Source organism: Nocardioides okcheonensis (assembly GCF_020991065.1).
GTDB classification, from domain to species: domain Bacteria; phylum Actinomycetota; class Actinomycetes; order Propionibacteriales; family Nocardioidaceae; genus Nocardioides; species Nocardioides okcheonensis.
Map to the genome: position 1 here is coordinate 3286757 of NZ_CP087710.1, position 25575 is coordinate 3312331.

The window sequence follows — 25575 nt, forward strand, 5'->3', positions numbered from 1 at the left end:
GACACCCGTCGCCCGATTAACGGTGGGCCCGGTCACGCCATCGGGAGACGCGCGGACAGAAGTCCGACATCGAGCGCCGGCCGAGCGTGACCGGTCGCGCTCCAGCGGAGTTCTGTCTGCGCGTCTACGTTGGCGCGCCGAGTGACGCGACGTACGCCTGCAGCGCGGGGTGTGCGGCGAGTCGGCGGCGGGCTCGGTGCAGCCGGACGCGCGCCGTGCCCGGGCGCAGGCCGACGACCGCGGCAGCCTCGTTGACGGGGAGGTTCTCCCACTCGGTGAGCCGCACCAGCTCCCGGTCGACGTCGGGAAGGGACGCGACGGCCGCGCGAACGGCGGCGTGATCGGTTGACGTCGTGGGCTCCGGGACGTGCGTACGGGCGCGTTCGTACTCCGCGTGCGTGCGACGGGCGTCGTTCCGCGCCTGCGCCAGCAGGAGTCGCCGCGCAGTGCCGAACAGCCACGCCCGGCGCAGGTCCGGCCCGGGGAGGTCGTCCACGCGGCGGAGGGCGATGACGAAGACCTCGCCGAGGAGGTCCGCTCCAGCCGCTCCGGCGCGACGGTGGAGGTAGGCGTGCACCTCGTCCGCGTGCTGCCGAAATAGTGCCTCCACGTCCTCCCGGGACGCGCGTCGGTTCATCGCGGACCGAGCCCCAGGGCTGGAGCGAGTCCGGGCAGGCACGCCCCGTGGTCGTGGAGCGGCGCCCGAGCCGCATCAGTGTCGCCGTCCGACACGGCCTGCTCAAGCGCAGGGAGCCACGAGAACTCCGAGTCGCCGGCGAGGTCCGGGTCGGTGTCGGTGATCGCCGGCCAGCTGCGGGCCTCGCGGATCACGCGAGCGGCGGCCTCCAGGGTGGCGGTGTCTTCCTCCCTCGCGGCGGCCGCCCACTCGTTGCTCCAGGCGCAGAGTGCGTTGCCCGATACCCACAGACGGAGAGCTCCTTCGGAGACCAGCGCTCCGCTGTCGGAGAGGTCGTCCACCTGCCACGCGACGGCGCGGGCGCGCGACGAGGCTGACGGGAACTCGATGTCGGACGTCACTTCGTCGACCACTTCGGCGAAGTCGGGCGCAGCCGGGTCGAGGCGCTCACCGGGACCGCCGAGCTCGAGGTCCTCGGCGTCCGTCGGAACACGTCCGGTGTGGGCGCCGAACAGTCCAGCCGTGGCCGCCCCGGCGGTGCCCACCGCGCACGCCGCCACCACGGCGACGACGGTCGCCCGCCATCGGTGTCGCGGACGGGGATCGGGCGCGGTGGTCGAGACCCGGTGCCACACTGCGTCCCGCTCGTTCTGGGAGAACGCGGGCACCTCCGGTGCCGAACGACGTACGGCCTCCGCGTGCCCGTCCGCCCACTCACCAGATGTGCGCCCGTCGACCATGCCGTCCCCTTCGCTGGATGTTCTCACCCTGGAGGTGTCGAGGCGTTACAGCCGTGCTGCTGGCGGCACCAGTCGACCATGGTTCGTCCGCGCGTCAGCCGCGGTTGGCCGCCACGGCCGCGCGCACCAGCGCGACGAACGCCTCGCGGTCCACCTCGTCGCCCTCGCGGACGTCGATCGCGCGACGGGTCCCGGCGTCGAGGCTGGCGTTGAAGACGCCGGAGGGGTCAGGGAGGGACGCGCCGCGGGCGAAGGTCGCCTTGACCTTGTCCCGGTAGGTCTCGAGCGTGCAGATCAGGCCGTCGAGGGAGAAGGTGGGCACGCCGTCGGGGTTGGAGGCCTTGCGCCACTTCGCCTCCTCGACCGCGTCTGGCTCGGCCTCGAGGACGAGCGAGCGCAGCAGGTCGACGGTGTCGCGGCGCCAGTCGTCGGCCATCGTCACTCCGCCCCGGGCACCACGCGCATGTCGCGGTCGGCGCCACCGTCGAGCGCGCGCAGCGCCTCGGCGTAGGCCTCGCTGTCGTGCGCGGCGACGGCCGCCTCGACGGAGTCGAACTCGATGACGACCGTGCGGGTCGCCTCGCCCAGCTCGAAGGTCGCCTCGGGGACCCCGCGGACGAGGAAGCGTCCGCCCGCGCCGGTCAGCGCGGGACCGGCGAGCTTCGCGTAGGCCGCGACCTTGTCGGGGTCGTGGACGGCCTTGTAGGTGGTGATCCAGTAGGCGCTCATGGGCCCGAGCCTACGACCGCTAGCGTGGGCGTCGTGAGCTCCCTGCGCCCCTCGGACGACCCCGCCGTCGCCGTGGCCCAGCTGGCCGGCTGGCTCGCCGCCCCGGAGCCTCCGCCGCTGCTGATCGAGACGTCCGGCTCGTCCGGTCGGCCCAAGCGCGTGCTGCTGCCCCGCACGGCGGTGCTCGCCAGCGTCGCCGCCTCCGCCGCGCGGCTCGGCGCGACCGGTCGATGGCTGCTCGCGCTGCCGTCGTCCTACGTCGCGGGGGTGCAGGTCGTCGTCCGCTCGCTGGTCGCCGGGCACGACCCCGTCGTCGTCGCCGACCTCGACGTCGCGGCCGCGGCGACGGCCGCGGGGGAGGGGCCGCTGTTCACCTCCCTCGTCCCCACCCAGCTGCACCGGCTGCTCGCCGACGACCGCCAGGCGCAGGCCCTCGCCGGCCTGCACACCGTCCTGGTCGGCGGGGGCGGGCTCGACGCCGACCTGCGCCGCCGGGCGCACGAGCGCGGCGTGCACGTGGTGACGACCTACGGCTCGTCCGAGACCGCCGGCGGGTGCGTCTACGACGGCGTCCCGCTCGACGGGGTCGGCCTCGCCCTCGACACGACCGGACGGATCCGGCTGGGCGGCCCCACGATCTTCGCGGGCTACGACGGCGACCCCGACCTCACCGCCGCGACGCTCGTCGACGGGTGGTTCCTCACCTCCGACACCGGACGGCTCGACCCGGACGGCCGCCTGCAGGTCACGGGCCGGGTCGACGACGTCGCGATCAGCGGCGGGGTCAAGGTGCCGCTGCCCGCGGTGGCCGAGCGGCTGCGCCAGCACCCCCTCGTCGACGCGGCGGAGGTCGTCGCCGTGGACGACGAGGAGTGGGGGCACCGGGTGGTCGCGGTGGTGGTGGGCACCGCAGCCGAGGCCGACCTGCGCGAGTGGGTCTCCCAGGTCCACCCGCGCGCCTGGGCGCCGCGCAGCGTCGTCCGGCTCGACGCGCTGCCGCTGCTGCCCAACGGCAAGGTCGACCGCCAGGCGATCCGGGCGGTCGTGTGATGCACGTCTTCTCGATCCCGATGCGCACCCGCTTCCGCGGCATCACGGTCCGCGAGGGCGTCCTGCTGCGGGGCGACGCCGGGTGGGGCGAGTGGTCGCCCTTCCTCGAGTACGACGCCGACGTGTCCCGTCCGTGGCTGGCCTGCGCCCGCGAGGCTGCCGACGTCGGGTGGCCCGAGCCGCTGCGCGACGCCGTCCCGGTCAACGTCACGGTCCCGGCGACCGACCCCGAGCGCGCCCACGCGATCGTCCGGGCGGGCGGTTGCCGGACGGCCAAGGTCAAGGTCGCCGAGCCCGGCCAGTCCCTCGCCGACGACGTCGCCCGGCTCGAGGCGGTGCGCGACGCGCTCGGTCCCGGCGGGCTGGTGCGGGTCGACGCCAACGGTGCGTGGGACGTCGACGGCGCGGTCCGCGCGATCGCCGCGCTCGACCGCGCGGCCGGCGGCCTGGAGTACGTCGAGCAGCCCGTCGCGAGCGTCGAGGACCTCGCCGTCGTCCGCCGCCGCGTGGACGTGCCGATCGCCGCCGACGAGTCGATCCGCCGTGCCGAGGACCCCTACCGGGTGCGTGACCTCGAGGCCGCGGACATCGCCGTGCTCAAGGTGCAGCCGCTGGGCGGCGTACGCGCCTGCCTGCGGATCGCCGAGGACATCGGCCTCCCGGTGGTCGTGTCGAGCGCGCTCGAGACCAGCGTCGGCATCGCGGCCGGGGTGGCCCTCGCCGCCGCGCTGCCCGAGCTGCACCACGCGTGCGGCCTGGCGACCGTCCAGCTGCTCACCGACGACGTGGTCACCGACCGGCTGCTGCCCGTCGACGGGACGCTGCCGGTCGGCCGCCCCCGGGTCGACCCCGCGTCGCTCGACCGGCTCGCCGCGACTCCCGACCGCGAGGCGCACTGGCGTGCCCGGATGGACGCGGTGCGGAAGGATCTGCCGGCATGAGCAACCCGTCGACCCGGCTCGCGCGTGACGTGGCGACCGCGCTGCGCGGCGCGGGGGTGCGCGAGGTCGTCGTCGCCCCCGGGTCGCGCAACGCCCCGCTGTCCTTCGCGCTCTTCGACGCCGCACAGGCCGGCGCACTGCGGCTGCACGCGCGCCTCGACGAGCGCACGGCCGGCTTCCTCGCGCTCGGGCTGGCCAAGGTGTCCGGCCGCCCGGCGGCCGTGTCGTGCACCTCCGGCACGGCCGTGGCCCACCTGCTGCCCGCCGTCATGGAGGCGGCCCACGCAGGCGTCCCGCTCGTCGTCGTCACCGCGGACCGGCCCGCCCGGCTGCGCGGCACAGGCGCCAACCAGACCACCCACCAGGACGGCCTCTTCGGCGCCTTCGCCACGACGCTCGACGTCGCGGGTGCGGACCTCGACGAGCTGCTGGCGTTCCTCCGCACCCACGACCACCGGCGCCCGGTCCACCTCAACGTCCAGCTCGACGACCCGCTGCTGCCGGACGACGACGGCTGGGACGCGGGGGAGGCGCCCACCTGGCTGGTGCCGGCCGTCGGGCGTGCGGCCGACCCGGTCGAGCTCGAGGTCGGCCCCCGCACCGTCGTGGTGGCCGGCGACGACGCCGGCCCGCCGGCCCGCCAGCTCGCCGAGAGCGCCGGCTGGCCGCTGCTCGCCGAGCCGAGCAGCGGCTGCCGCACGGGCGACGCGGTCATCCGGACCTACCGGCTCCTGCTCGACGGCGACCTCGGCCGGAGGGTCGAGCGGGTCGTGGTCTTCGGTCACCCGACGCTCTCCCGCCCGGTGTCGCGGCTGCTCGCCCGCGACGACGTCGAGGTGGTCTCGGTCCGGGCGCGCGGGCTGTGGCCGGACCGACCCTTCGCGACGGCGCTCGAGGTGGACCCCGCCGACGGCGTACGCGTCGCGGGTCCCGACGCCCCGGGCTGGCTGGACGCCTGGCGCGAGGCCGACCGCACCACCTCCCGCGCCCTCGACCGGCTGCTCGCCGCCGAGCCCGACCTCACCCCGCACGAGGTCGCCGGCGCGGTGAGCCGCGCGCTGCCGCCCGGCGGGCTGCTGGTGGTCGGTGCGTCCAACCCGGTGCGCGACCTCGACCTGATGGTCGCGCCCTACGAGGTCGGCGCCCGCCGCAAGGTGATCGCCAACCGCGGCCTGGCCGGCATCGACGGCACCGTCAGCACCGCCGTCGGGGCGGCGCTCGCCCGCCGCTCGACGCGCGCGCTGGCGCTGATGGGCGACGTGACCTTCCTGCACGACACGACCGGGCTGTTCCTGGGCCCGCGCGAGGAGCGCCCCGACCTGACCGTCGTCGTGGTCAACGACGACGGCGGCTCGATCTTCGCGACCCTGGAGCAGGGAGCCCCGGCCCACGCCGACCGCTTCGAGACGCTCTTCGCCACCCCGCACGGGACCGACCTCGCCAGCCTGTGCGCGGCCGCCCGCGTCGCCCACCTGCGGGTCGACAGCCTGCCGGAGCTCGAGCAGGCGCTGGCCTCCCCGAACGGCGGGATCGAGGTCGTCGAGGCCCGGGTGCGCCGGGACAACCGGCGCGAGCTGGACGAAAAGATCCGCGCGCTGGTCCTTCCCTGAGGAAGGTCCAGCGCGCGGACCGTGGATCGTGGCGGTGCGAGGTGCGTCGTCAGCCGGTCAGGACTGCGGCGTCTCCCAGACGCGGACCCAGTCGACGTACATGTGCTGCGGGAGCTTCTTGTCGTTCATCTCCAGCGCCTCGTAGTCGGAGGCGAGCAGGCTCAGGATGAGGTACTGCTGGGCCTTCGAGACGCGGGCCGACGTGCGCCAGGTCTCCTTGCCGTCGATGCGCATGATGATCGCCTTGGGGGTCCACTGGACCGAGAAGACGTGGTAGTTCTTCGACCAGCCGTCCTTCTTGTTCTTGAGGAACGACGTCGAGTCCTTGATCCACGAGCCCGTCTTGATCAGGCGCTTGCCCTTGTACCAGTGGATGAAGCTGGTCAGGCCACCCTGCGGGTGCTTGTCACCGAAGTACTCGATGACGTCGATCTCGTGGCCGTCGCTGCCGGGGCCGTTCTCGCCCACGGGCTGCATCCAGAAGCTGGCGTGCTGGCCCTGGAGCTTCTGCATCTTGATGCGGGCCGCCGCGACGCCGTACTTGAAGTCGAAGGCGCCGCTGGTGCCGACGTGGCCGTTGAGGCGGTAGGAGATCTTCTTCTTCAGCTTGCGCGAGGTCGCCGTGCACTTGCCCTTGGCGGACTTGTCCTTGATGACGCTCAGGCGCAGGGCGCCGCCGCCGACCTTGACGGCCTTCGGGTCACCCTTGGAGCACTTGCGCTTGCTCATCGGCTCGTAGTCCTGGCCGCGCATGCTCCAGACCGGCGAGAGCGTCGAGCCGGAGAACTCGTCGCTGAAGGTCGGCGTGAGCCACTGCGTGGTGTCCGCCGGCTGGCTGCTGACCTTCTTGAGGCCCTTGAACTTCATCGCGGTGGCGCGGTAGGTGACGGCCTGGCCACCCTTCGACACGAGGGCCGAGAACTCGGCGCGACCGGCCTTGTCCTGCTTGGCCTTGCCGACGGTCTTCCACTTCGAGCCCTGGAGCTGCTCGAGGACGACCGGGCGGCCGACCTTCTTCGGCTTGATCGTCGCGGTGACGGCAGCCTTGGCCTTGTCGGCGCTGGTGGCGCCCCGACCCTGCTGGACGATCTGGGGGAGCACCTCCAGCGAGACCTTCTGGCCGGCCTTCTTGAACACCGACGTCGACGCGGGGCTGTCCGCGGATCCGGTGGAGCCCGTGGCCTGGACGGCCCCGGAGCTCATGAGCAGGGACGCGGGCAGGAGCAGCGCGGCGACGCTGCCTGCGAGCACGCGGCGTGCAGACATGTGAACTCTCTTTCGAGTCGGGTGCGATTCATCTCCCCCGGGCACTCCACCCGTCGGAGGCGGCACCACCCTAACCGGGGCGCTCCAATCCCACGCATTCTTCGGACGAACCCACCGCTGTGACGGGAGTGACGGGCGGGACGTCGCGAGCGGTGCGTGCGGCGCCCCCGTCGTCCTACGCTGGCGGCATGCGGATCACCAAGCACGGCCACGCCTGCGTCCGGCTCGAGCACGACGGCGCGGTGCTGGTGGTCGACCCGGGCGTGTTCACCGACCCCGGCGTCCTCGTCGGGGCCGACGCGGTCCTCGTCACCCACGAGCACGCCGACCACGTCCACCCCGACCACCTCCGGGGCACCGACGTCCCGGTCTGGACGATCGCCGCGGTCGAGCGTCGGCTGCGCGAGGAGGCGCCCGAGGTCGCCGACCGGGTCACGGTCGTACGCCCCGGTGACCGGCTCGACGTGGTCGGCCTCGCCGTCGAGGTCGTCGGGGAGAAGCACGCGGTGATCCACCCCGACTACGACCGCTTCGACAACTCCGGCTACCTCGTCGAGGCCGGCGGGCCCGGGGGCCGCAGCGTCTACCACCCCGGTGACGCGCTGACCCCGCCCCCGCGGCCGGTCGACGTGCTGCTGGCGCCGGTCAGCGCGCCGTGGCTCAAGGTGTCCGAGGCGGTCGACTTCGTGCGCGAGGTCGGGGCACCGGTCGCGCTCGGGATCCACGACCGCGTCTACAGCGACATCGGCCTCGACATGGTCGCGGCGCACATGGCGAACCTGCTGCCCGAGGGCCTCGCCTTCGTGCGGCGCGAGCCCGGCGAGGACGTCGACTGACTCAGCCCACCTCGAGGGCGTCGCGCACGGGGACGAACTTGGCCTGGGACTCGGCGAGCTCGGCCTCGGGGTCGGAGCTCGCGACGATGCCGCAGCCGGCGAACAGCCGCACGCCGCCGTCGACGACCATCGCCGAGCGCAGCGCGATGCCCCACTCGCCGTCGCCGGACGCGTCCATCCAGCCGACCGGGCCGGCGTAGCGGTCGCGCGGCATGCCCTCGATCTCGGCGATCAGCGCGGTCGCGGCCGGGGTCGGGGTGCCGCCGACGGCGGCCGAGGGGTGCAGCGACTCGGCGAGCTGCAGCGACGTCGCGACGTCGTGGACCACGCCGTTCACGTCGGTCGCGAGGTGCATCACGTTGGGCAGGTGCAGCACGAACGGCGCCTCGGGGACGTTCATCGAGGAGCAGTGCGGCTCGAGGGCGTCGGCGACCGAGCGGACGGCGTACTCGTGCTCCTCGAGGTCCTTCGAGGACCGGGCGAGGGTGGCGGCGAGGGCGAGGTCGCGCTCGTCGTCGCCGGTGCGCCGGATGGTGCCGGCCAGGATGCGGGAGGTCACCAGGCCGCGCTCGCGGCGCACCAGCATCTCGGGCGTGGCGCCGAAGAGTCCGTCGACGTGGAAGGTCCAGCACATCTCGTAGTCCTCGGCGAGGCGGCGCAGCGGCCAGCGCACGTCGAGGGGCTCGTCGGTGGTGGCGATCAGGTCGCGCGCGAGGACGACCTTCTCGAGGTCGCCCGACGAGATCCGGGCGACGGCCTCGGCGACCACCGACATCCACTCCTCGCCGTTGAGCGCGCCGTCGGAGAAGGTGATGCCCGCCGGCGGGCGGGGCGCGGGTGCGGGGACGAGGTCGGGGGTCGGGACCGAGACCGTGGTGAGCCAGGTGCGGTCGCCCCGTCGTCCGACCACGACCTCCGGGATGACCAGGACGGAGTCGCCGGGCTCGTCGGCGAACGCGAAGGCGCCGAAGCAGACGGGGCCGGTGCCGGGCTCGCCGACGAGGTCGTCGACCTCGGCGCGTCCCACGGTCTCCGACCACCACTTGACGGCGTCGCTGAAGCGGGTCGGGCCGGACGTCTCGAGCCGGGCCGCGACACCCCAGCCCACGAGGCCCTCCCCGCGACGCAGCCAGCTGACCGGCTGCTGCTCGGGCAGCAGGTCCAGGAGCGGGAGATCCGCCAGGTCCACCGGGACGGTGCGCACCACGAGCGGTGCGGTGGAGGCGGACGCAGGGGTCGTCACGACCGGGAAGCCTACGCCCGACCCCGCAACCGGACGACGGGAGATCGGGCAATCGGCAAACAGGAGGTCGGCCCGTCACCTAGGTTGCGCTGGGGTTAGTCGAGAGGACCGGGAGGCGTACGTGCCTGTCATGGATTCGCCGCTCGCGCGGCTGGAGCGCCACGCGCGCGAACGCGCCCTCGAGGTCGCGCTCGTCGAGCGGGCCGGCGACGGCTGGTCACGCCTGACGTGGAACGAGCTGTACCGCCGGGTCATCGACGGCGCCGCCGGGATGATCGAGGCCGGGGTCAACCCCGGGCAGGTCGTGGTGCTGCGCGTGCCGACCGGCGCCCGCCAGGTCGAGCTCGAGCTCGCGGTGCGCGTCGCGGGTGCGGTGCCGCTCCTCCTCCCCGAGCACATGGACCCCGCGGAGGTCGGCCGGCTCCTCGACGAGGTCGAGGTACGCCTGGTCGTCGTCGACCAGGAGAGCCGGCTGGCGCTGCTGCGACAGGCGGCGCTGCTCGACGCCCAGCTGTTCGAGTGCGACGACCGCTCGTGGGAGCGGCTGCGGGCGATGGGTCTCGACCGGCGCAAGCGGCAGCCCGACCTGCTGGCCTGGGTCGACCGGGCGCGCTCCGACGCGCCGTCCGGCGCGGTGCTGGGCCTGACGCGCGAGAAGAGCCACGCGTGGCTGTTCCGCCCCGAGTCCTCCGGCCTGCTGTCCGACCTCCGGCCCGACGACGTCGTGCTGCTGACGGGCGAGGCGACCGACCGCTTCACCACCGTCGTCCGCGACGCCCACCTCGGTGCCGGGTGCCTGCTGGCCTGGGTCGAGGGCCCGGACCAGCTCGAGGCCGCGCTGGCGCACGTCCGGCCGACCCACGTCCTGCTCGACCACACGGCCGCCCGGGTCCTCGAGGACCTGGTCGAGGCCGGCACCGTCGACGGCGCCCCGTGGCACGAGACGCCGCGCGAGGTCCTGGACGCCACCTCCGCGCAGGTGGCCGGCGCGAAGCTGGCGTCCCGCGCCCGCAAGCTGGCCGACGAGGTCGTCGCCCTGGCCCCGTGGTGGGGCGGGCGGCTGCGCGTCCTCGCGCTCGACGCCCGGGTCAACCGCACGGTCAGCGCGCTCGCGACGACCTTCGGCCTCCGGATCGGGCGCGTCGCGCACCACCCGGCCGTCCGGCTCGACCTCGGTGCCGAGCACGCGGTCGTCGCGGTCCCGGCGCCGGCGGCCGTCGAGGTCGCTGCGGCGACCTCCCTGCCGCGGCGCGGCCGCGGCGGCGCCGAGCTCGACTCGGCGTTCTCGCTGACGACCTGAGGCCCGTCTCAGCCTCCGGACGAGCGGCACCACAGGATCCGCACGCAACATCCACGCGAAGGTAAAACGGTCTCGCGCGGCGACACCGCGTCCGAGACTTCTTGACAGGTCAACCAGTCCGACGGTAGGCCGCCGAGGGGGGAGGTCCGACATGGCGTACGTGCCCGTGTCGCGTGCCGCGGCTCTGCCGAGCCGAGGCGCGGAGACCCCGCAGTCATCGCGCTGGACGGCCCTCGCGGACCACGCCCGGCAGCGCGGCGACCGGACCGCCCACCTGCTCGTGGCGGGCGACCGGACCGCGGCGCGCTCCTGGGCGGAGAGCGCGCGGGTGGTGGAGCAGGCGGCCGCCGGCCTCGTGCGCAGCGGCCTCCGCGTCGACCAGGTCGTGGTCTCGCTGGTGCCGCCCGGCCACGGATCCCCCGAGCTCGACCTGGCCCTCCGGTCGATCGGCGCCGTCGTGGTCCACGTCGACCCGCACGCCACGGCCGAGGACCTGGTCCGCGAGCTGACCGGCGTCGACGTACGCCTCGTGGTGGTCGAGGACGCGCACGACCTGCACCGGCTCCCCGACCTGTCCTTCCCGTCGGCCGAGCTCTTCGCGCTCGACGGGGGCCGCGGATGGGGCCGCCTCCTCCAGCTGGGTGCCGAGCGGCTGACGATGGACCCCGACGCGGTCGCTCGTGTGGACCGTTCCGTCGACCCCGAGGGCGCCCTGCCGCGCGTGCTGGGCCGCGGTCGTCCGATGGGTCGCGTGCCGGCCGAGGCGGCGCTGCCCGACGGCGTGGTCGACCCCGACGACGTCGTCCTGGTGGCGTGCGGCCCCGCCGACGCGCTGGGCCACCTGGCCGCCGACGCCCACCTCGCGGCCGGAGCGACGCTGGCCCAGCTGCCTCCCGGTGCCGACCTGCGCGCGGTGCTCGCCGAGGTCCGCCCGACCGTCCTCGTGCTGGCGGACGAGGCGACCGGGGTGCTGGTGTCGGGCCTCGACGTGGAGCCCGTCGCGCGCCCGCGCCGCGGACCGCTCCGGCGCGCCGTGCCGGCGGACGAGCGGCCGCGGCTGGGCGACCACCTGCGGCTCGTGGTGGCCTCCGGCGTCTCCGCCCGCGACCGTGCCGTGCTGGAGCGCGAGGGCGTGGAGGTGCTCGACCTCGGCGCCGTCCGGCTCGCGCCGGCCGACCTGCCGGTGCCGCCCCCGGTGGTCCTCGGCGACGCGGCTGACCTGCCGCGCCGCTCGCGCCACGAGCCGGGGGAGGACTTCCGGCTCGCCGTCGACCGGGCGCCGGCGCCCGTCGAGCCCGAGGAGTCGGCGTTCGTGCTCCCCTCGCTGCCGCTCTTCGGCGGTGAGTCGTTCCTCGACCAGCTGCTCCTCGCGCGCGCCCGCGAGGCCCAGCAGTGACCCCCGTGCGCCACCGCCTGCGCAGCAGGCGCCGCGGTGCCGCACTCCACAGCTCCCCGCCGGTCGTCGGCGGGACCAACGAGAAGGAAGACACCATGAACGTTGACGTGATCCTCAAGGAGGCCGTCTCCATCGACGGCGCCGTCGCCGCGCTGCTCGTGGACTACCAGTCGGGCATGGCCCTGGGCCAGGCCGGCGACGCCACGGCCCTGAACCTCGACGTGGCCGCCGCCGGCAACACCGACGTGGTCCGCTCGAAGATGCGCACCATGGAGAGCCTGGGTCTCGACGACACCATCGACGACATCCTCATCACCCTCGGTAAGGCCTACCACCTGATCAACCTGCCGAAGGGCCACCCGGGGCTGTTCATCTACCTGGTGCTCGACAAGAGCCGCGCGAACCTGGCGATGGCCCGGCACAAGCTCTCCACGCTCTCGACCCAGCTCGAGATCTGAGCGCAGGCGGGCCGGGTCAGGAGCGGTAGACGATCACCGCGTCGCCGATCCTGACCCGGTCGAACAGCCACGCGACGGCCGCGCGGTCGCGGACGTTGACACACCCGTGCGAGGCCCCGGCGTAGCCGTTGGCGGCGAAGTCGGGGGAGTAGTGGACGGCCTGCCCGCCGGAGAAGAACATCGCGAACGGCATCGAGGTGCCGTAGAGGCTCGAGACGTGGTCGCGCGACTTGCGGAAGACCGAGAACGCTCCCTCGCGGGTCGGCAGCTCGTCCGACCCGAAGCGGACCTCGACCGTCTTCAGCACCACGCCGTCGACCACCCACCGCAGCGACCGCGACGTCTTGTCGACGCACATCGCCCGCCCGGTGGTGCAGCGCGGGTCGAGCGCGGGACCGGCCGGCACGATGTTGAACAGCTCGGCCCTCGTGGGCTCGCGGGTCATGTCCTTCAGGCGGGTCAGCGTCCGGCGGTCGACCTCCCCGGTGACCGGGATCCGGCGCTTGGCCTGGAACCCCTCGACCGCCCGCACGGTGGAGCGGGCGTAGCGGCCGGTCACGTCACCGTCGTACCAGCGGACCTGCTTGAGGCGCGCCTGGACCTGGCGCACCCACATGCCGCGGTCGCCGCGCTCGAGCAGCGCCCGGCCCGGCGTGTAGACGTTGTGGAGCGCGTCGGAGGTCGGCTCCGTGGTGCGGGCCACGATCCTGGTCCAGGTGCGCTCGTCGACCACGCCGTCCGCGGTCCAGCCGCGCCGGCGCTGGAAGGTCGCCACGCCGTCGCGCGTCTCGACGTCGAAGCGGCTGGTCACCACCTCCGAGTGCAGGTCGAGCTGGTGCAGCCGGCTCTGCAGCACCCGCACCCGCCACCCCGAGTCGCCCAGCCGCATCGGGGTGAAGGCTTCCGCGCGGGCGGACGTCGACGGGGCGCCGGCGCCGGCCGGGGCGACGACCAGCAGCGAGGTGCAGGCCAGCGCGAGGACGAGCGCGACCAGCGGTGCGCCGAGGCGGTGCACCGTGCGGTGCGGGTCGTGGCGTGACATGTGGGTCCTCCCCCTCGGGCCGGCTCGGGGCCGGCGGCCCTCGAGTGTAGGGACGTCCCACCGCGCCCCCAGGTTGCGTGCCGCTGGGACGGGACGCCTACGCTCGGCGCGTGGCCCGCGCTGACCTGGACAAGCAACCGACCGACGTCCGACGCATGTTCGACACCGTGGCCAGGCGCTACGACCTCACCAACGACCTGATGACCGCCGGCATCCAGCGCAGCTGGCGTCGCTCGATGGTGGCGGCGGTCGGTGCCCGTCGCGGCGACCTGGTCCTCGACCTCGCAGCCGGCACCGGCTGCTCCAGCGAGCCGTTCCACGCGGTCGGCGCCACCGCCGTGCCGTGCGACTTCTCCGTCGGGATGCTGCAGCAGGGGAAGAAGGACCGGCCCTCGCTGCCGTTCGTCGCCGGCGACGGCACGCGGCTCCCGTTCCTCGACGACACCTTCGACGCGGTGACGATCTCCTACGGCCTGCGCAACTTCGTCGACCCGGTGAAGGGGCTGCGCGAGATGCGCCGGGTCACGCGACCCGGGGGGCGGCTCGTCGTCTGCGAGTTCAGCACCCCGACCAACGGGGCGTTCCGCAGCCTCTACATGGACGGCTTCATGCGCGCGCTGCCGGCGATCGCGTCGGTCACCGCCTCGGCGAGCGACGCCTACGTCTACCTGGCCGAGTCGATCCGCGCCTGGCCCGACCAGGCCGGCCTGGCCGCGATGCTTGCCGAGGCGGGCTGGCAGGCGCCAGAGTGGCGCAACCTGACGGGCGGCATCGTCGCCCTGCACCGCGCCACCGCCTGAGAGGGGCCACGGGGATGACCGACGCCGGGGGAGTCGTCCGCACCACGCACGAGCTGACGGCCGACGACCAGCGGGCGCTGGTGTCGCAGTGCACGCGGTGCCTCGTCCGAGACATGGCGTGGTGGGCGGTGCCGGCTGCGGTGGCCGGGGTCGGCACCGGAGTGGCCCTCGACCGGGGCGCCGTCCTCTCGGCGCTGCTCGTGGTCGTGCTCGTCGTCGTCCAGGTCGTCCAGCTGCGCCGCCAGCTGCGCGCCCTCCACCCGGTCGGCTCGGTCGTGGAGACCGTCGTCGGCCCGCACCGCCTGACCCAGGTCCAGGGTGCGATCGCGCTGCCGCAGGTCACCGGCGTGCGGCGGGAGGGCGCGATGGTCCGGATCGACCTCGGCCGGGACCACTCGCACCTCCTGCCCGAGCACGCGGACGTCCACCTGCTCCGCAGCCGTGCGGGCGTGCCGGCGCCGACGCCGGAGGGCCCCGGCGTGGTCGTCGTCCCGCCCGGCCTCGGGCGTCGTGCGGCCGCCCGGATCGTCGCCCGTCGGCTCTGGCGCGACGTCGACTCGTGGACGGCCGGGCTGGCGGTCGTCGCGATGGCGCTCCTGGGCGCGTGGGCGGTGGCCGCGACCGTGCTCGTCGCGCACGTGGGCGGGCTGCTCGTGCAGGCGTCGGCGAGCCGCCGCGAGTTCGACCGCGCGTTCCCGCCGGGCATCCCCGTCGAGGCCGAGTGGCGGGGGACCGAGCTGCTGGTGCGCAGCGAGCAGGGTGAGGCCACGGTCCCGGTGGGGCCGGTGGTGGCGCTGCGCGGGCGCGGCGACCTCGTCGTGGCGCACCGGCCGGGCGGGGGAGTGCTGCCGCTGCCGTCGGTGGTCGTCACCGACGCCTCGCGCAGCGCCCTGCTGGCGAATTAACACACGTCACTCTTGTCTAAATCCGCAGGTCAGGACACGTGAGCCAGGTCACCACCCCGACGTGACGCACGCCGCACCGGAGTCCTAGACTGTGGCACGCGCCACTCGTGAAGACATTCACAAGGTCACATGTCCACCCGGTCATGGGCGCAGGCACCGGAAGGGAAGCGATGCAGCTCTACACGCCGATCCTGGCGCTGGCACTCATCGCGACGGGGTTCGCGGTCTTCTCCGTCGTCATCAGCGCCTTCACCGGACCCAAGCGCTACAACCGGGCGAAGCTCGACTCCTACGAGTGCGGCATCGAGCCGACGCCGCAGCCCGTGGGCGGTGGCCGGTTCCCGGTGAAGTACTTCATCACCGCGATGCTCTTCATCGTCTTCGACATCGAGATCATCTTCCTCTACCCGTGGGCCGTCCACTTCGACGCGATGCGCCTGTTCGGACTGGTCGAGATGGTCCTGTTCATCGCCACTGTCTTCGTCGCGTACGCCTACGTCTGGCGCCGCGGCGGCCTCGACTGGGACTGAGGAAGCACCCATGGGACTCGAAGAGAAGCTGCCGTCCGGCGTCCTGCTGACCACCGTCGAGGGGGTCGCCGGCTACATGCGCAAGGCCTCGTTCTGGCCCGCGACGTTCGGCCTGGCCTGCTGCGCCATCGAGATGATGACGACCGGCGGACCGAAGTACGACCTCGCCCGCTTCGGCATGGAGGTCTTCCGCGCCAGCCCGCGCCAGGCCGACCTGATGATCGTGGCCGGCCGGGTGAGCCAGAAGATGGCCCCGGTCCTGCGCCAGATCTACGACCAGATGCCCGAGCCCAAGTGGGTGCTGGCGATGGGCGTGTGTGCCTCGTCGGGCGGCATGTTCAACAACTACGCGATCGTCCAGGGCGTCGACCACGTCGTGCCCGTCGACATGTACCTTCCCGGCTGCCCGCCGCGCCCGGAGATGCTCATCGACGCCATCCTCAAGCTCCACGACCAGGTCCAGTCCACCAAGCTGGGCGTCAACCGCACCAACGAGATCGCGGAGCTCGAGACCGCCGCGCTGCGCGCGCTCCCGACCTCGGAGATGAAGGGCCTGCTGCGGTGAGCGACGACAAGAGTGACCGGAACGAGTCGGCCCGCCCTGCCGAGGAGCGCAACCTCGAGAAGGCCAAGGCCGAGACCGGCACCGGCAGCGGCGTCGAGCAGCCCGCTCCGGAGCAGTCGCCGGAGAACGTCCCCGCCCCCACCGGCGAGGTGCGGGCCGTCGGCGAGCGCCGCGGCATGTTCGGCGTCAAGGGCTCGGGCGACACGTCCGGCTACGGCGGCCTGGTCAGCGCGACGGTGTTCCCGGCGCCGACCCAGCGTCCCTACGGCGGCTGGTTCGACGAGGTCGCGGACGCGCTGGAGGCGCGGCTGGGCGCGACCGACCTGACCACCGCCATCGAGTCCGTCGTGGTCCACCGCGGCGAGATCACCTTCCACGTCCGTCGCGAGGACCTGCCGTTCGTCGCGCAGATGCTCCGCGACGACGAGGCGCTGCGCTTCGAGCTCTGCTCGGGTGTCAGCGGCGTGCACTACCCGGACGACACGGGCCGCGAGCTCCACGCCGTCTACCACCTGACGTCGATGACCCACAACCGGCGGATCCGCGTCGAGGTCAGCGCGCCGGACTCCGACCCGCACGTGCCCAGCCTGGTGAGCATCTACCCCACCCTCGACTGGCACGAGCGGGAGACGTACGACATGTTCGGGCTGGTCTTCGACGGCCACCCCGCTCTGACCCGGGTGCTCATGCCGGACGACTGGCCGGGCCACCCGCAGCGCAAGGACTACCCGCTCGGCGGCATCCCCGTGGAGTACAAGGGCGGCAGCATCCCGCCGCCGGACCAGCGCAGGAGCTACAACTGACATGACCACCGAACAGGACTTCTACGCGGCCCCCGGCGACACCAGCCAGGGCAAGGTGTTCACCGTCACGGGCCAGGACTGGGACTCGGTCACGCAGAGCATCGGCGAGTCCGCCGAGGAGCGGGTCGTGGTCAACATGGGTCCGCAGCACCCCTCGACCCACGGCGTGCTGCGGCTGATCCTCGAGCTCGAGGGCGAGACCGTGACCGAGGCCCGCTGCGGCATCGGCTACCTCCACACCGGCATCGAGAAGAACATGGAGTACCGCTCCTGGGTGCAGGGCACCACCTTCTGCACCCGGATGGACTACCTCTCGCCGTTCTACAACGAGGCCGCCTACGTGCTCGGCGTGGAGCGCCTGCTCGACATCGAGGACGACGTCCCCGAGAAGGCGCAGGTCATGCGGGTGCTCCTGATGGAGCTCAACCGGATGTCGTCCCACCTCGTCGCCATCGCGACCGGCGGCATGGAGATCGGCGCCCTGACGGTCATGACCATCGGGTTCCGCGAGCGCGAGCTCGTGCTCGACCTCTTCGAGCTGATCACCGGCCTGCGGATGAACCACGCGTTCATCCGCCCCGGCGGCGTCGCCCAGGACCTCCCGCCCGGTGCCCTCGACGAGATCCGTGACTTCATCGCCCTGATGAAGAAGCGGCTGCCCGAGTACGCCGCGCTCTGCAACGCCAACCCGATCTTCAAGGGGCGCCTCGACGGGGTCGGCCACCTCGACCTCGCCGGCTGCCTCGCGCTGGGCATCACCGGTCCGGTGCTGCGCTCCACCGGCTACGCCTGGGACCTGCGCAAGACCCAGCCCTACTGCGGCTACGAGGACTACGACTTCGAGGTCCAGACCTGGGACACCTGCGACTCCTACGGCCGGTTCCGGATCCGGCTCAACGAGATGTGGGAGTCGCTGAAGATCGTCGAGCAGGCGGCAGACCGGCTCGCCGGGCTCGAGGGCGCGCCGGTCATGGTCGGCGACAAGAAGATCGCCTGGCCCAGCCAGCTCGCCATCGGCAGCGACGGCATGGGCAACAGCCTGGACCACATCCGCCACATCATGGGCGAGTCCATGGAGGCGCTGATCCACCACTTCAAGCTGGTGACCGAGGGCTTCCGGGTCCCGGCCGGCCAGGCCTACGTCCCGATCGAGTCGCCCCGCGGCGAGCTGGGGGCCCACGTGGTCTCCGACGGCGGCACCCGCCCGTTCCGCGCCCACTTCCGCGACCCGTCCTTCACCAACCTGCAGGCGACGAGCGTGATGAGCGAGGGCGGCATGGTCGCCGACGTCATCGTCGCGATCGCCTCCATCGACCCCGTCATGGGAGGCGTCGACCGATGACCCTGGACCAGAAGACCTGGGCCGAGCTGCGCGAGGTCGCGGCCCGCTACCCCGAGGCGCGCTCCGGTCTGCTCCCGATGCTGCACCTCGTGCAGTCGGTCGAGGGCAAGGTGACGCCGGAGGGCATCGAGGCCTGCGCCGAGATCCTCGGGATCAGCGCCGCCGAGGTCAACGGAGTCGCGACCTTCTACACGATGTACAAGCGCAAGCCGGTCGGCGACTACCACGTCGGCGTCTGCACCAACACGCTGTGCGCGGTGCTCGGCGGCGACCTCATCTTCGAGCGGCTCAAGGAGCACCTCGACGTCGGCAACGACGAGACCACCGAGGACGGCACGATCACCCTCGAGCACCTCGAGTGCAACGCGGCGTGCGACTACGCCCCGGTGATGATGGTCAACTGGGAGTTCATGGACAACCAGACCCCCGAGTCGGCCGTCCAGGTCGTCGACGACCTGCGCGCGGGCAAGGAGGTCCACTCCACCCGCGGACCGCGGCTGTGCACCTGGCGCGAGGCCGAGCGCGTGCTCGCCGGCTTCCCCGACGACCGCGCGGACGAGGGCCCCTCCGCCGGTCCCGCCTCGCTGGTGGGCCTGAAGATCGCCCGGGAGAGGGGCTGGACGGCCCCGTCCGACAAGGGGGAGAGCAAGTGACCGACACCCTGACTCCGGTCCTCACCGACGACTGGGACGCCGAGCGCTCCTGGACGCTGGCCGCCTACGAGGAGCGCGGGGGCTACGCCGCCCTCGACAAGGCGTTCGCGATGACGCCCGACGAGGTCATCGACACCGTCAAGGCCTCCGGCCTGCGCGGTCGCGGCGGCGCCGGCTTCCCGACCGGCATGAAGTGGGGCTTCATCCCCCAGGACAACCCCCGCCCGAAGTACCTCGTCGTCAACGCCGACGAGTCCGAGCCGGGGACCTGCAAGGACATCCCGCTCATGATGGCCACGCCGCACACGCTGGTCGAGGGCGTCATCGTCAGCTCCTACGCGATCCGCGCCCACACCGCGTTCATCTACGTCCGCGGCGAGGTGCTCCACGTCATCCGCCGCCTCCAGCGTGCGGTGCAGGAGGCCTACCTCGCGGGCCACCTGGGCAAGAACATCCACGGCTCGGGCTACGACCTCGACCTGATCGTCCACGCCGGCGCCGGCGCGTACATCTGCGGCGAGGAGACCGCATTGCTCGAGGGCCTCGAGGGCCGCCGCGGCCAGCCGCGGCTGCGCCCGCCGTTCCCGGCCGTCGCCGGCCTCTACGCCAGCCCGACGGTCATCAACAACGTCGAGTCGATCGCGTCCGTCCCGGCGATCGTCACCCGCGGCGCCGACTGGTTCGCCTCGATGGGCACCGAGAAGTCGCAGGGCCACGGCATCTTCAGCCTGTCCGGCCACGTCGCCAACCCGGGCCAGTACGAGGCGCCGCTCGGCATCACGCTGCGCCAGCTGATCGACCTGGCCGGCGGCATGCGCGAGGGCCACGAGCTGAAGTTCTGGACGCCCGGCGGCTCCAGCACCCCGCTGCTGACGCCCGAGCACCTCGACGTCCCGCTCGACTTCGAGTCCGTCGGTGCTGCCGGCTCCATGCTCGGCACCCGCGCCCTGCAGCTGTTCGACGAGACCACGTGCGTGGTGCGCGCCGTGCTGCGCTGGACCGAGTTCTACAAGCACGAGTCCTGCGGCAAGTGCACCCCGTGCCGCGAGGGCACGTGGTGGCTCACCCAGACCCTGGCGCGCCTGGAGAAGGGGCAGGGGAGCGAGGAGGACCTCGACCTGCTGCTCGACCAGTGCGACAACATCCTGGGCCGCTCGTTCTGCGCGCTCGGCGACGGCGCGACGAGCCCGATCTCGAGCTCGATCCAGCACTTCCGCGACGAGTACCTCGCGCACCTGACCCACGGCGGCTGCCCGTTCGACCCGGCCGCCTCGACCGTCTTCCCGACCAGCACCCCCGTGGGAGCAGACGCATGACGACCACCCCGGAGAAGACGGACCTGGTCACCCTGACCATCGACGGCGTCCAGGTCAGCGTCCCGAAGGACACCCTGGTCATCCGCGCCGCCGAGCAGGTCGGGGTGCAGATCCCGCGCTTCTGCGACCACCCGCTCCTCGACCCGGTCGGCGCCTGCCGCCAGTGCCTGGTCGACATCCCCGACGCCGGCAACGGTCGCGGCTTCCCGAAGCCGCAGGCCTCCTGCACGCTGCCGGTCGCCGACGGCATGGTGGTCAACACCCAGGCGACCAGCGAGGTGGCCGACAAGGCCCAGCAGGGCGTCATGGAGTTCCTGCTGATCAACCACCCGCTCGACTGCCCGGTCTGCGACAAGGGCGGCGAGTGCCCCCTGCAGAACCAGGCGATGAGCAACGGCCGCGGCGAGAGCCGGTTCGCCGAGAACGGCGGCGTGAAGCGGACCTTCCCCAAGCCGATCAACATCTCCGCGCAGGTCCTGCTCGACCGCGAGCGCTGCGTGCTGTGCGCGCGCTGCACCCGCTTCTCCGAGCAGGTCGCCGGCGACCCGTTCATCGCGCTCGCCGAGCGCGGGGCGCTCCAGCAGGTCGCGATCTACGAGCGCGAGCCCTACCAGAGCTACTTCTCCGGCAACGCCATCCAGATCTGCCCGGTCGGCGCGCTCACCTCCGCCGACTACCGCTTCCGCTCGCGCCCCTTCGACCTCGTCTCCACGCCCGCCGTGGCCGAGCACGACGCCTGCGGCGCCGCGATCCGCGTCGACCACCGGCGCGGCAAGGTGATGCGCCGGCTCTCCGGCAACGACCCCGAGGTCAACGAGGAGTGGATCAGCGACAAGGACCGCTTCGCGTTCCGCTACGCCCAGGTCGAGGACCGGATCACCTACCCGCAGGTCCGCGAGGACGGCGTGCTCCGCCCGGCGTCGTGGCCCGAGGCCTTCGCGGTCGCCGCCCGCGGCCTGCGCGACGCGGGAGCGTCCGCGGTCCTCACCGGCGGTCGCCTGACCGCCGAGGACGCCTACGCCTACGCCAAGTTCGCGCGGGTCTCGCTCGGCACCCACGACATCGACTTCCGCGCCCGCCCGCACAGCGCCGAGGAGGCCAGCTTCCTCGCCGCCCACGTCGCCCTGTCCGGCGACGTCACCTACGCCGACCTCGAGGCGGCTCCCGTCGTCGTGCTGCTCGGCCTCGAGCCCGAGGACGAGGCGGCGACGATCTTCCTGCGGCTGCGCAAGGCGGCCCGCAAGGGTCGTACGCAGGTCGTCTCGGTCGCGCCGTGGACCTCGCGCGGGCTGCGCAAGATGAAGGGCCGCCTGGTCCCCGCCGCCCCCGGCGCCGAGGTCGAGGCGATCGAGTCGCTCAAGGACGCCGAGCACGGCGTCACCCGGGACGCGGTGATCCTCGTCGGTGAGCGGCTCGCCGCCACCCACGGTGCGCTCTCGGCCGCGGCCGCGCTGGCCGCCACGACCGGTGCCCGCCTCGCGTGGGTGCCCCGGCGCGCCGGTGACCGCGGTGCCGTCGAGGCCGGCGCGCTGCCCACCCTCCTCCCGGGCGGTCGCCCGGTCGCGGAGGCGTCGGCCCGTGTCGACGTCGGCGCCGCGTGGGGCGTGGACCTGCCCGCCAAGGCCGGTCGCGACGGCAACGCGATCGTCGCCGCGCTCGCCAAGGGCGACCTCGGCGGAGTGGTCGTCGCGGGCGTCGACCCCGACGACACCGCCGACCCGGCCGCCTTCCGCGCCGCGCTCGACGCCGCCGGCTTCGTGGTGAGCCTCGAGCTGCGCGAGAGCGACGTGACCCGCGTCGCCGACGTGGTGCTCCCCGTCGCACCGGTGACCGACAAGGCCGGCACGTTCGTGACCTGGGACGGTCGGGCCCGGTCGTTCGACGCCGTCTTCAGCAACCCGGCGTCGCTGCCCGACCTGCGGGTGCTCGCCGGCATCTCCGAGGAGCTCGAGGCGCTCGGCACCGGCCGGGCGCTCGGCTTCCGCACCGTCGCGGAGGCGCGCGCCGAGATGGAGGCGCTCGGTCCCTGGGACGGCGCCCGTCCCGCGGTCGACGCCGGCAAGGCACCGCGCGCCCCCAAGGCGCGCGCGGGCGGCTTCGCCCTCGCCACCTGGAAGCAGCTGGTCGACCTCGGCTCGATGCAGGACGGCGAGCAGCACCTGCGCGCCACCGCCCGTCGCCCGGTCGCCCGGGTCAACCAGGCGGCGTACGACGCGCTGTTCGGCCTGGTCGACGACGCCAGCGCGGGCCCGCAGTCGGCCACGTTGACCGGCGACCGCGGCAGCGTCACGCTGCCCGTCGAGGTCGCGGACCTGCCCGACGAGGTCGTCTGGGTCCCGGCCCGGTCCTTCGGACGCGGCGTGCTGGCCGACCTCGCCTCACCCGGCAGCACGGTCACCTTGAAGGGAGCCTCCTCATGATGAGCATCCTGCCCCTCGCGGCCGACCTCCCCGACGCGGAGCTGGGCCAGTTCGGCCAGGACCCGTGGTGGGTGATCGCGCTCAAGGCGGTCTTCATCTTCGTGATCCTCGTGCTGCTGACGCTGTTCAACATCTGGTTCGAGCGCCGGGTCGTGGCCCGGATGCAGCACCGCGTCGGCCCCAACGTGCACGGCCCGTTCGGCCTGCTGCAGTCGCTCGCCGACGGCGTCAAGCTGGCGCTGAAGGAGGACATCGTCCCCAAGGCGGCCGACAAGGTCGTCTTCCTGATCGCCCCGGTGATCGCGACCGTCCCGGCGTTCGTGACCTGGGCGGTGATCCCGTTCGGGCCCGAGGTCAACTTCTTCGGCCACCGCACCCCGCTGCAGCTCACCGACATGCCGGTGGCGGTGCTCTTCGTGCTCGCCATCGCCTCGATCGGCATCTACGGCATAGTGCTCGGCGGCTGGTCGTCCGGCTCGACGTACTCGCTGCTCGGCGGCCTGCGCTCGAGCGCCCAGATGATCTCCTACGAGGTCGCGATGGGCCTCGCGCTCGTCGCGGTCTTCCTCTACGCCGGCTCGATGTCGACCTCCGAGATCGTGGCCGCGCAGGACCGGCTGTGGTTCGGCCTGATCCTGCTGCCGTCGTTCGTCATCTACATGATCGCGATGGTCGGCGAGACCAACCGCGCGCCGTTCGACCTCCCGGAGGCCGAGGGCGAGCTGGTCGGCGGCTTCCACACCGAGTACAGCAGCCTCAAGTTCGCGCTGTTCTTCCTCGCCGAGTACATCAACCTCGCCACCGTGTCCGCGATCGCCACGACGCTCTTCCTCGGCGGCTGGGCCGCCCCCTGGGGCATCGAGAACATCTGGGACGGCGCCAACTCCGGCTACTGGCCGCTGCTGTGGTTCTTCGGCAAGGTCTTCTGCTTCGTCTTCCTCTTCGTCTGGCTGCGCGGCTCGCTGCCGCGCATGCGCTACGACCAGTTCATGGCGCTGGGCTGGAAGGTGCTGATCCCGGTGTCGCTGGCGTGGATCGTCGCGGTCGCGACCATCCGGGTGATCTCGCTCGAGGGCAACATCAACCGCACCTACCTCGTCGCCGCGATCGCCGTGCTGCTCGTGCTCACCGTCGGGCTGATGTTCCTCGGCGACGGCAAGGACGAGCCCGCCCCGGTCGCCGAGCCCGAGCAGCCGCACGACGCGTTCGCCGGCGGCTTCCCGGTGCCGCCGATGCCCGCCGGCGGAGCCGTGCGCGGTGGCGCCGCCCCGCTGACGTTCACCACCGGTCGCACCACCGTCACCGCAGCAGCGGAGGAGAACCATGAGTGACCCGAACCAGCCCTCGAAGGGCGTCAAGGAGTCCCTCTGGGACCCGATCGCCGGCTTCGGCGTCACCTTCCGGACGATGTTCAAGAAGGTCGTCACCGAGCAGTACCCCTTCGAGAAGATGCCGACCGCGCCGCGGTTCCACGGGCGCCACCAGCTCAACCGGTGGCCCGACGGGCTGGAGAAGTGCATCGGCTGCGAGCTGTGCGCCTGGGCCTGCCCGGCCGACGCGATCTACGTCGAGGGTGCCTCCAACAGCGACGCCCCCGACGCCGACGGCAACAGCCAGCGGTTCAGCCCCGGCGAGCGCTACGGCCGCGTCTACCAGATCAACTACCTGCGCTGCATCCTGTGCGGGCTGTGCATCGAGGCGTGCCCGACGCGCGCGCTGACGATGACCAACGAGTACGAGCTGGCCGACGACAACCGCGCCGACCTGATCTACGAGAAGTCCGACCTGCTCGCCCCGCTGCTGCCGGGCATGGAGCAGCCGCCGCACCCGATGCGCCTCGGCGACGACGAGGGCGACTACTACAGGGGGACGACTCGATGACCTTCTGGATCCTTGCCCCGATCATGGTCGCGGCGGCGCTCGGCATCCTGTTCGTCCGCAAGGCCGTCCACGCCGCGCTGCTCCTGGCCGTGGTCATGATCAGCCTGGCGTTCCTCTACGCCGTCCTGGACGCGCCGTTCCTCTTCGCGGTCCAGATCATCGTCTACACCGGCGCCATCCTCATGCTGTTCCTCTTCGTGATGATGCTGATCGGCGTCGACGCCTCCGACTCGGTCGTGGAGACCATCCGCGGCCAGCGGGTGATGGCGGTGCTGCTCGGCCTGGTCTTCGGGGCCGTGCTGGTCATCGGGATCGGCCAGGTCGCCCTCGGCACGGCCGTCGGCCTCGACGAGGCCAACACCGGCGGCAACGTGCCGGCGATCGCCAACATCCTGTTCTCGCGCTACGTCTTCGCCTTCGAGGCCACCAGCGCGCTGCTGATCACCGCCGCGCTCGGCGCGATGGTGCTCGCCCACCGCGAGCGGCTCACCCCGAAGGCGACGCAGGCCGAGCTCGCCGCGCAGCGCATCCGCGACTACGCCGAGCACGGCAAGCACCCCGGCCCGCTGCCCTCGCCGGGTGTCTACGCCCGCCACAACGCGGTCGACACGCCCGCCCTGCTGCCCGACGGGACCGCCGCCGAGTCGTCGGTGTCGCGCGTGCTCGCCGCCCGCGGCACGGTCCGCTCCGCCCCGGCGCTCGCCGACGACATCGACGAGGTGCGCCGCCAGATCGGCGACCCCGGCACCGCGCCCGAGACGTCCGGCAAGGACGGCGCTCCCGCGAGCACGACGGAGGACGTGAAGTGACCCAGTACGTCGTTCTCTCCGCGATCCTCTTCACGATCGGCTGCGTGGGGGTGCTCACCCGCCGCAACGCCATCGTGGTGTTCATGTGCGTCGAGCTGATGCTCAACGCGTGCAACCTCGCGTTCGTCGCCTTCGCCCGCCAGCACGGCAACCTCGACGGCCAGATCACCGCCTTCTTCGTGATGGTCGTGGCAGCCGCCGAGGTCGTGATCGGCCTCGCGATCATCATGACCATCTTCCGCACCCGACGTTCGGCCTCGGTCGACGACGCCAGCCTGCTGAAGTACTGAGGGAGCGCTCGTG

27 protein-coding genes are annotated in these 25575 nt (G+C 72.9%); 20 read left to right on the forward strand and 7 right to left on the reverse strand.

Features of this window, described 5'->3' with window-relative positions; translation table 11 throughout:
• Positions 1-124 precede the first annotated feature (124 nt).
• The 4 genes from LN652_RS16075 to LN652_RS16090 form a co-directional block, all read right to left on the reverse strand.
• Complete coding sequence (locus LN652_RS16075; protein WP_230441614.1) at positions 125-637, reverse strand: RNA polymerase sigma factor; 513 nt, start codon at positions 635-637, stop codon at positions 125-127.
• A complete protein-coding gene (locus LN652_RS16080; RefSeq protein ID WP_230441615.1) occupies positions 634-1377 on the reverse strand; it encodes a hypothetical protein in 744 nt (247 codons plus the stop codon). The genes LN652_RS16075 and LN652_RS16080 overlap by 4 nt, the downstream gene beginning before the upstream one ends.
• Before the next feature lie 94 nt (positions 1378-1471).
• Positions 1472-1813, reverse strand: a complete 342-nt coding sequence (locus tag LN652_RS16085; protein ID WP_230441616.1) for a DUF1801 domain-containing protein — start codon at positions 1811-1813, stop codon at positions 1472-1474.
• A 2-nt stretch (positions 1814-1815) separates the two neighbouring features.
• Positions 1816-2106, reverse strand: coding sequence for a DUF1330 domain-containing protein (locus LN652_RS16090; RefSeq protein ID WP_230441617.1), 291 nt, complete (start codon positions 2104-2106; stop codon positions 1816-1818).
• 33 nt (positions 2107-2139) lie between these two features.
• Between LN652_RS16090 and LN652_RS16095 the strand changes: the two genes are divergently transcribed.
• Genes LN652_RS16095 through menD form a run of 3 tightly spaced genes read left to right on the forward strand, consistent with a single transcriptional unit; the run spans position 2140 to position 5707 of the window.
• Positions 2140-3156, forward strand: a complete 1017-nt coding sequence (locus LN652_RS16095) for an AMP-binding protein (protein ID WP_230441618.1) — start codon at positions 2140-2142, stop codon at positions 3154-3156.
• Positions 3156-4097: an o-succinylbenzoate synthase gene (locus LN652_RS16100; RefSeq protein ID WP_230441619.1), complete on the forward strand. Its 942-nt coding sequence runs from the start codon at positions 3156-3158 to the stop codon at positions 4095-4097. Before LN652_RS16095 ends, LN652_RS16100 begins: the two co-directional genes overlap by 1 nt.
• On the forward strand, positions 4094-5707 hold the full coding sequence (menD, locus tag LN652_RS16105; RefSeq protein WP_230441620.1) for a 2-succinyl-5-enolpyruvyl-6-hydroxy-3-cyclohexene-1-carboxylic-acid synthase: 1614 nt from the start codon (positions 4094-4096) through the stop codon (positions 5705-5707). The genes LN652_RS16100 and menD overlap by 4 nt, the downstream gene beginning before the upstream one ends.
• Before the next feature lie 57 nt (positions 5708-5764).
• Here menD and LN652_RS16110 read toward each other — a convergent pair whose 3' ends face one another.
• Positions 5765-6973, reverse strand: coding sequence for a glycoside hydrolase family 16 protein (locus LN652_RS16110; RefSeq protein ID WP_230441621.1), 1209 nt, complete (start codon positions 6971-6973; stop codon positions 5765-5767).
• Positions 6974-7161: 188 nt separating this feature from the next.
• Between LN652_RS16110 and LN652_RS16115 the strand changes: the two genes are divergently transcribed.
• Positions 7162-7809, forward strand: a complete 648-nt coding sequence (locus LN652_RS16115; RefSeq protein ID WP_230441622.1) for an MBL fold metallo-hydrolase — start codon at positions 7162-7164, stop codon at positions 7807-7809.
• Position 7810: 1 nt separating this feature from the next.
• Here the strand turns inward: LN652_RS16115 and LN652_RS16120 are convergent, their stop codons facing one another.
• Entirely contained in the window at positions 7811-9052 is a 1242-nt protein-coding gene (locus tag LN652_RS16120; protein ID WP_230441623.1) for an isochorismate synthase, read from the reverse strand.
• Between the two features lie 130 nt (positions 9053-9182).
• On the opposite strand from LN652_RS16120, the gene LN652_RS16125 reads away from it, so the two are divergent.
• The 3 genes from LN652_RS16125 (at position 9183) to LN652_RS16135 (ending at position 12206) form a co-directional block, all read left to right on the forward strand.
• Positions 9183-10352, forward strand: coding sequence for an AMP-binding protein (locus tag LN652_RS16125; protein WP_230441624.1), 1170 nt, complete (start codon positions 9183-9185; stop codon positions 10350-10352).
• Between the two features lie 151 nt (positions 10353-10503).
• Positions 10504-11748, forward strand: coding sequence for an AMP-binding protein (locus LN652_RS16130; protein WP_230441625.1), 1245 nt, complete (start codon positions 10504-10506; stop codon positions 11746-11748).
• A gap of 95 nt (positions 11749-11843) precedes the next feature.
• Positions 11844-12206 carry a hypothetical protein gene (locus tag LN652_RS16135; protein WP_230441626.1) on the forward strand — a complete coding sequence of 121 codons (363 nt, stop codon included), beginning with the start codon at positions 11844-11846 and terminating at the stop codon, positions 12204-12206.
• A gap of 16 nt (positions 12207-12222) precedes the next feature.
• Here the strand turns inward: LN652_RS16135 and LN652_RS16140 are convergent, their stop codons facing one another.
• Positions 12223-13248, reverse strand: a complete 1026-nt coding sequence (locus tag LN652_RS16140; RefSeq protein WP_230441627.1) for a L,D-transpeptidase family protein — start codon at positions 13246-13248, stop codon at positions 12223-12225.
• A gap of 110 nt (positions 13249-13358) precedes the next feature.
• Here LN652_RS16140 and LN652_RS16145 point away from each other — a divergent pair, with 110 nt between their 5' ends.
• From LN652_RS16145 to nuoK, 13 genes are all read left to right on the forward strand, one after another.
• Positions 13359-14048 (forward strand): demethylmenaquinone methyltransferase, encoded by a 690-nt coding sequence (locus tag LN652_RS16145; RefSeq protein WP_230441628.1) that lies wholly within the window; start codon positions 13359-13361, stop codon positions 14046-14048.
• Positions 14049-14062: 14 nt separating this feature from the next.
• Entirely contained in the window at positions 14063-14953 is an 891-nt protein-coding gene (locus tag LN652_RS16150) for a hypothetical protein (protein WP_230441629.1), read from the forward strand.
• A 170-nt stretch (positions 14954-15123) separates the two neighbouring features.
• Positions 15124-15483, forward strand: coding sequence for an NADH-quinone oxidoreductase subunit A (locus LN652_RS16155; RefSeq protein ID WP_121141932.1), 360 nt, complete (start codon positions 15124-15126; stop codon positions 15481-15483).
• A 10-nt stretch (positions 15484-15493) separates the two neighbouring features.
• On the forward strand, positions 15494-16048 hold the full coding sequence (locus LN652_RS16160) for a NuoB/complex I 20 kDa subunit family protein (RefSeq protein ID WP_230441630.1): 555 nt from the start codon (positions 15494-15496) through the stop codon (positions 16046-16048).
• Positions 16045-16851, forward strand: coding sequence for an NADH-quinone oxidoreductase subunit C (locus LN652_RS16165; protein ID WP_268932191.1), 807 nt, complete (start codon positions 16045-16047; stop codon positions 16849-16851). The genes LN652_RS16160 and LN652_RS16165 overlap by 4 nt, the downstream gene beginning before the upstream one ends.
• 1 nt (position 16852) lies before the next feature.
• Positions 16853-18193, forward strand: coding sequence for an NADH-quinone oxidoreductase subunit D (locus LN652_RS16170; RefSeq protein ID WP_230441631.1), 1341 nt, complete (start codon positions 16853-16855; stop codon positions 18191-18193).
• Entirely contained in the window at positions 18190-18846 is a 657-nt protein-coding gene (gene nuoE / locus LN652_RS16175; RefSeq protein WP_230441632.1) for an NADH-quinone oxidoreductase subunit NuoE, read from the forward strand. Before LN652_RS16170 ends, nuoE begins: the two co-directional genes overlap by 4 nt.
• Positions 18843-20162 (forward strand): NADH-quinone oxidoreductase subunit NuoF, encoded by a 1320-nt coding sequence (gene nuoF / locus LN652_RS16180; RefSeq protein ID WP_230441633.1) that lies wholly within the window; start codon positions 18843-18845, stop codon positions 20160-20162. The genes nuoE and nuoF overlap by 4 nt, the downstream gene beginning before the upstream one ends.
• On the forward strand, positions 20159-22582 hold the full coding sequence (locus LN652_RS16185) for an NADH-quinone oxidoreductase subunit G (RefSeq protein WP_230441634.1): 2424 nt from the start codon (positions 20159-20161) through the stop codon (positions 22580-22582). Before nuoF ends, LN652_RS16185 begins: the two co-directional genes overlap by 4 nt.
• A complete protein-coding gene (gene nuoH / locus LN652_RS16190; protein WP_407941508.1) occupies positions 22582-23913 on the forward strand; it encodes an NADH-quinone oxidoreductase subunit NuoH in 1332 nt (443 codons plus the stop codon). Before LN652_RS16185 ends, nuoH begins: the two co-directional genes overlap by 1 nt.
• The gene (gene nuoI, locus LN652_RS16195) at positions 23906-24463 is read left to right on the forward strand and encodes an NADH-quinone oxidoreductase subunit NuoI (protein WP_230441636.1); all 558 of its coding nucleotides are present in this window, start codon (positions 23906-23908) and stop codon (positions 24461-24463) included. Before nuoH ends, nuoI begins: the two co-directional genes overlap by 8 nt.
• Positions 24460-25272: an NADH-quinone oxidoreductase subunit J gene (locus tag LN652_RS16200; RefSeq protein WP_230441637.1), complete on the forward strand. Its 813-nt coding sequence runs from the start codon at positions 24460-24462 to the stop codon at positions 25270-25272. Before nuoI ends, LN652_RS16200 begins: the two co-directional genes overlap by 4 nt.
• Positions 25269-25562: an NADH-quinone oxidoreductase subunit NuoK gene (gene nuoK / locus LN652_RS16205; protein WP_056907095.1), complete on the forward strand. Its 294-nt coding sequence runs from the start codon at positions 25269-25271 to the stop codon at positions 25560-25562. The genes LN652_RS16200 and nuoK overlap by 4 nt, the downstream gene beginning before the upstream one ends.
• Positions 25563-25575: the final 13 nt, after the last annotated feature.

Bases quoted from the DNA above. Each gene is read 5' to 3' on its own strand.
- LN652_RS16075 (WP_230441614.1), bottom strand. From the start codon at position 637: ATGAACCGACGCGCGTCCCGGGAGGACGTGGAGGCACTATTTCGGCAG.
- LN652_RS16080 (WP_230441615.1), bottom strand. From the start codon at position 1,377: ATGGTCGACGGGCGCACATCTGGTGAGTGGGCGGACGGGCACGCGGAG.
- LN652_RS16085 (WP_230441616.1), bottom strand. From the start codon at position 1,813: ATGGCCGACGACTGGCGCCGCGACACCGTCGACCTGCTGCGCTCGCTC.
- LN652_RS16090 (WP_230441617.1), bottom strand. From the start codon at position 2,106: ATGAGCGCCTACTGGATCACCACCTACAAGGCCGTCCACGACCCCGAC.
- LN652_RS16100 (WP_230441619.1), top strand. From the start codon at position 3,156: ATGCACGTCTTCTCGATCCCGATGCGCACCCGCTTCCGCGGCATCACG.
- menD (WP_230441620.1), top strand. From the start codon at position 4,094: ATGAGCAACCCGTCGACCCGGCTCGCGCGTGACGTGGCGACCGCGCTG.
- LN652_RS16110 (WP_230441621.1), bottom strand. From the start codon at position 6,973: ATGTCTGCACGCCGCGTGCTCGCAGGCAGCGTCGCCGCGCTGCTCCTG.
- LN652_RS16115 (WP_230441622.1), top strand. From the start codon at position 7,162: ATGCGGATCACCAAGCACGGCCACGCCTGCGTCCGGCTCGAGCACGAC.
- LN652_RS16125 (WP_230441624.1), top strand. From the start codon at position 9,183: ATGGATTCGCCGCTCGCGCGGCTGGAGCGCCACGCGCGCGAACGCGCC.
- LN652_RS16130 (WP_230441625.1), top strand. From the start codon at position 10,504: ATGGCGTACGTGCCCGTGTCGCGTGCCGCGGCTCTGCCGAGCCGAGGC.
- LN652_RS16135 (WP_230441626.1), top strand. From the start codon at position 11,844: ATGAACGTTGACGTGATCCTCAAGGAGGCCGTCTCCATCGACGGCGCC.
- LN652_RS16140 (WP_230441627.1), bottom strand. From the start codon at position 13,248: ATGTCACGCCACGACCCGCACCGCACGGTGCACCGCCTCGGCGCACCG.
- LN652_RS16150 (WP_230441629.1), top strand. From the start codon at position 14,063: ATGACCGACGCCGGGGGAGTCGTCCGCACCACGCACGAGCTGACGGCC.
- LN652_RS16155 (WP_121141932.1), top strand. From the start codon at position 15,124: ATGCAGCTCTACACGCCGATCCTGGCGCTGGCACTCATCGCGACGGGG.
- LN652_RS16160 (WP_230441630.1), top strand. From the start codon at position 15,494: ATGGGACTCGAAGAGAAGCTGCCGTCCGGCGTCCTGCTGACCACCGTC.
- LN652_RS16170 (WP_230441631.1), top strand. From the start codon at position 16,853: ATGACCACCGAACAGGACTTCTACGCGGCCCCCGGCGACACCAGCCAG.
- nuoE (WP_230441632.1), top strand. From the start codon at position 18,190: ATGACCCTGGACCAGAAGACCTGGGCCGAGCTGCGCGAGGTCGCGGCC.
- LN652_RS16185 (WP_230441634.1), top strand. From the start codon at position 20,159: ATGACGACCACCCCGGAGAAGACGGACCTGGTCACCCTGACCATCGAC.
- nuoH (WP_407941508.1), top strand. From the start codon at position 22,582: ATGAGCATCCTGCCCCTCGCGGCCGACCTCCCCGACGCGGAGCTGGGC.
- nuoI (WP_230441636.1), top strand. From the start codon at position 23,906: ATGAGTGACCCGAACCAGCCCTCGAAGGGCGTCAAGGAGTCCCTCTGG.
- LN652_RS16200 (WP_230441637.1), top strand. From the start codon at position 24,460: ATGACCTTCTGGATCCTTGCCCCGATCATGGTCGCGGCGGCGCTCGGC.